This is a genomic window from Nocardioides sp., assembly GCF_035429765.1.
Taxonomy (GTDB): domain Bacteria; phylum Actinomycetota; class Actinomycetes; order Propionibacteriales; family Nocardioidaceae; genus Nocardioides.
Window position 1 is genome coordinate 1 of sequence record NZ_DAOMFK010000105.1, and the last position, 3,814, is coordinate 3,814.

The following is a 3,814-nucleotide window of genomic DNA, read 5'->3' on the forward strand; positions in this document are numbered from 1 at the left end:
CCTGGCCGCCGTGCTGGTGGGCGGCTACCACGGCGCCTGGCTGCCGGCGACCGCCCTGGACACCCCACTCACCCGGGCCGCGCTGGCGCCGTACGGCGCCGCAGTGGGCGCCGGGGTGCTGTCGGTGCTCGACCGGGGCAGCTGCCCGCTGGAGGTCACCGCTCGCGTCGTGGGCTACCTCGCCGGTGAGTCCGCAGGGCAGTGCGGGCCCTGCCTCAACGGGCTGCCCCGGATCGCCGACTCGCTGCACCGGCTCGCGGCGGGGCGTCCCGACCCACGGCTGCCCGCGGAGATCGAGCGGCTGCGGGGACTGGTCACCGGCCGCGGCGCGTGCGCGCACCCCGACGGGACGGCGCGTCTGGTCGCCTCGACCATGGCCACCTTCGACGCGCACGTCGCCGCCCACCTGGCCGGCTGGTGCCCCAGCCGGGAGGGCGGCCGGCGATGAGGAGGCTGCACGTGGACTGGACCCGCTGCGACGGCCACGGCCTGTGCGCCGAGCTGTTGCCGGAGCTGTTGTCGGTGGACGACTGGGGCTTCCCGGTGTCGCGGACCGGCGAGCGCGACCCGGCTGTGCCCGCGCACCTGGTCGAGCACGCGCTCGCCGCCCAGCGCAGCTGCCCGCTGATGGCGCTGCGCGTCGTGACGCCCGCGCGAGCCGGCTGAGCCGCTCACTCCCGGCTGCTGCGCTCCCACAGGTTGATGCCGGACTCCACGGCCAGCCGGTCGATCTGGCGCAGCTCGTCGGGGGCCAGCGGCGGGAAGGCGAGCGCGTCGAGGTTGGTGTCCAGCTGCTCGACCGAGGAGGCCCCGATGACCGCCGAGGTGACCCGGGGGTCACGCAGCACCCACTGCAGCGCCAGCTGTGCGAGCTTCTGGCCGCGGTCGCGGGCCAGCTGGTCGAGCTGACGGACCCGCTCCAAGGTGTCCTCGGCGAGCCCGGTGAACGAGGAGCCCTCCCTCGCGGCGCGAGAGTCCTGGGGGACCCCGGCGAGGTACCGGTCGGTGAGGAGCCCCTGGGCGAGCGCGGAGAACACGATGCAGCCCATCCCCTGCGCCTCGAGCTCGTCGAGCAGGTCCGGCTCGATCCACCGGTTGAACATGTTGTACGACGGCTGGTGGATCAGCAGCGGAGTGCCCAGGTCCCGGGCGATCGCGGCGGCCTCGCGGGTCTTGGCGGCGGAGTACGACGAGATGCCGACGTACAGCGCCCGGCCCGAGCGCACCGCGTGGTCCAGCGCACCCATCGTCTCCTCCAGCGGGGTGTCCGGGTCGAACCGGTGGCTGTAGAAGATGTCGACGTACTCCAGGCCCATCCGCCCCAGCGACTGGTCCAGCGAGGACAGCACGTACTTGCGCGAGCCGCCGCCCTGCCCGTAGGGCCCGGGCCACATGTCGTAGCCCGCCTTGGTCGAGATCACCAGCTCGTCGCGGTAGCCCGAGAAGTCCTCGCGCAGGTAGCGGCCGAAGTTCTCCTCGGCACGCCCGTACGGCGGGCCGTAGTTGTTGGCCAGGTCGAAGTGCGTGACCCCGCGGTCGAACGCGCGGCGCAGGATGGCGCGGTGGGTCTCCTCGGGACGGTCGGTGCCGAAGTTCTGCCACAGGCCGAGGGAGAGCACGGGGAGCTTCAGCCCGCTGCGGCCGGTGTGGCGGTACTCCATCGAGTCGTAGCGGTCGGAGGCGGCGGAGTAGGTCATGCGGTCCATCCTGCCCGCGCGGACCCTACCGGCGGGAGCCACCTCCCCCACGAACCCTAGGATCGGCCCCATGGAACTGCGTCGCGTCGACCCCACCCAACCCCACGGGCCGCTGCGCCGGGCCTGGCACCGGGTGGCCCGCACCCGGTTCGGACGCTGGTACGGCATCCACGTGGCGGCCCCGGTCGACTCCGCGCTGCTCCGCCGCACCGGTGGCCGTGTCCGACTGGTCGGCGCCCTGCCGACCGCCACCTTGGCCACCACCGGCGCGAAGTCGGGCCAGCGCCGCGAGAACCCGGTGGTCTACTTCCACGACGGCGACGACGTGGTGCTGGTCGCTTCGAGCTTCGGCAGGGACAAGCACCCGGGCTGGTACCACAATCTGCGCGCCCACCCCGAGGCCACCCTCAACGACCAGCCCTTCCTGGCCAGGGAGGTCACCGACCCTGACGAGTACGAGCGGCTCTTCGGGCTGGCGGTGCGGGTCTACGCCGGGTACGCCGACTACCGCGAGCGCACCGCCGCCATCGGGCGCCGCATCCCCGTCCTCCGGCTCACCCCTCGCTGACCCCCGCGAGCGCCGGCGGCGTGGCCGGCCACGCCGGTCAGGCCCGGGTGGCCACCAGCACCCGGAACCCCTTGGCCGAGGCCAGGCGGGTGGTGGGGAAGCCCTGCTCGGTGAGCCAGCGCTGCAGCGAGTCCGCCCCCAGGTTCTTGCCGACCACGAGGACGGCTCGGCCGCCGGGCACCAGCCGCGGCAGCCAGGTGAGCAGCAGCTCGTGCAGCGCCTGCTTGCCGATCCTGATGGGCGGGTTGGACCAGATCTCGTCGTACGCCGCCTCCGCGGGCACCGCATCCGGGGTGCACGCGGCGAACCGGTCGGCCACGCCCAGCGCGGCCGCGTTCTCGTTCGCCAGCCGCACCGCCCGCTCGTTCACGTCCACCCCCGTCACCTGGCCGCCGACCACCCCGGACTGCGCCCAGGCGACGGCGACGGCCAGGCCGATGACGCCGTACCCGCAGCCCAGGTCGAGCACCATGCCCGGGCCGGGCGGCTCGGTCGACCGGAAGAGCACCCCTGTGCCCGGGTCCACCCGCCCGCGGGAGAACACCCCCGAGCCGCTGGTGAGCGCAAGGTCGCGGCCCCACACCCGGGCGCGCACCGGCACCCGCTCGAACGGGACCTGCGGGTCGGCGGAGAAGTAGTGGTCCTCGGTCACGGCCGGTTCTCCTGGGGCACCGGCCCCCGCACGCGGCGGGTCCGGTCGGCCTGGGCGGCGAGGGCGTCGTCGGCGGGGTAGCCGACCTCCTCGAGAGTGAGCCCGTGGGCGGGGACGACCGGGACCGCCGGGTCGCGCACGCCGGCGGCCAGCACCTCCCCGGCCCAGGACGGCGGCCGCCGCCCCTCCCCCACCACCACCAGGCACCCGACCAGGGAGCGGACCATGTGGTGGCAGAACGCGTCGGCGACCACGCGTGCCCCGAGCACCCCGCTGCTGGAGCGGCTCCAGCCGAGCTCCCGCAGCTCACGCACCGTCGACGCGCCCGCACGCTGCTTGCAGAAGGCCGCGAAGTCGTGCTCACCGACGAGGTGCTCCGCCGCGGCGTTCATCGGCCCGAGGTCGAGCGGCCGTGGCCAGGCCAGCACGTGCCCCCGGGTGAGCGGGTCGACCGCCTCGGGGCGGTCCGCGACCCGGTAGGCGTAGCGACGCCAGGTCGCCCCGAACCGCGCGTCGAAACCAGCCGGCGCCGGGGCCACCCGGTGGACCCGCACGTCGGGGGGCAGGATCCCGTTCAGCCGCCGGGCCAGAGCCGCCGGCGGGGGATCCGCGGACCGGCCGGCCGACGCAGCCAGCACCTCGTCGGTGACGTCGGCGTGCACCACCTGACCGCGGGCGTGCACCCCGGTGTCGGTCCGGCCGGCGCAGGTGACCGCAACCTCCGGGACGCGCAGCACGGTGACCAGCGCGGCCTCCAGCGCCCCCTGGACGGTGCGCAGGCCGGGCTGCCTGGCCCAGCCGTGAAAATCGGCGCCGTCGTAGGCCAGGTCGATCCGGATCCGCACGCGGCCCATCCTGCCAGCCGCGGGGGATCCGTCAGCGCGGCACAGCCACCCT

The 3,814-nt window shown here is 74.9% G+C and carries 6 protein-coding genes; 3 read left to right on the forward strand and 3 right to left on the reverse strand.

The window, feature by feature from the left end:
• Positions 1-448: NADH-ubiquinone oxidoreductase-F iron-sulfur binding region domain-containing protein (locus tag PLP61_RS10700; RefSeq protein WP_324502701.1), on the forward strand; the 448-nt coding region annotated here is incomplete at its 5' end.
• Positions 449-459: 11 nt separating this feature from the next.
• Positions 460-666, forward strand: a complete 207-nt coding sequence (locus tag PLP61_RS10705) for a ferredoxin (RefSeq protein ID WP_324502702.1) — start codon at positions 460-462, stop codon at positions 664-666.
• Positions 667-671: 5 nt separating this feature from the next.
• On the opposite strand, the gene mgrA is transcribed toward PLP61_RS10705, so the two are convergent.
• A complete protein-coding gene (mgrA, locus tag PLP61_RS10710) occupies positions 672-1,697 on the reverse strand; it encodes an L-glyceraldehyde 3-phosphate reductase (protein ID WP_324502703.1) in 1,026 nt (341 codons plus the stop codon).
• 70 nt (positions 1,698-1,767) lie between these two features.
• On the opposite strand from mgrA, the gene PLP61_RS10715 reads away from it, so the two are divergent.
• The gene (locus PLP61_RS10715) at positions 1,768-2,265 is read left to right on the forward strand and encodes a nitroreductase/quinone reductase family protein (RefSeq protein ID WP_324502704.1); all 498 of its coding nucleotides are present in this window, start codon (positions 1,768-1,770) and stop codon (positions 2,263-2,265) included.
• A 37-nt stretch (positions 2,266-2,302) separates the two neighbouring features.
• Here PLP61_RS10715 and PLP61_RS10720 read toward each other — a convergent pair whose 3' ends face one another.
• On the reverse strand, positions 2,303-2,917 hold the full coding sequence (locus tag PLP61_RS10720; RefSeq protein ID WP_324502705.1) for a class I SAM-dependent methyltransferase: 615 nt from the start codon (positions 2,915-2,917) through the stop codon (positions 2,303-2,305).
• Positions 2,914-3,762 carry a tRNA pseudouridine(38-40) synthase TruA gene (truA, locus tag PLP61_RS10725; protein WP_324502706.1) on the reverse strand — a complete coding sequence of 283 codons (849 nt, stop codon included), beginning with the start codon at positions 3,760-3,762 and terminating at the stop codon, positions 2,914-2,916. Before truA ends, PLP61_RS10720 begins: the two co-directional genes overlap by 4 nt.
• Positions 3,763-3,814 lie beyond the last annotated feature (52 nt).

Coding starts and splice junctions, on each gene's coding strand:
- mgrA (WP_324502703.1), bottom strand. CDS start 1,697: ATGACCTACTCCGCCGCCTCCGACCGCTACGACTCGATGGAGTACCGC.
- PLP61_RS10715 (WP_324502704.1), top strand. CDS start 1,768: ATGGAACTGCGTCGCGTCGACCCCACCCAACCCCACGGGCCGCTGCGC.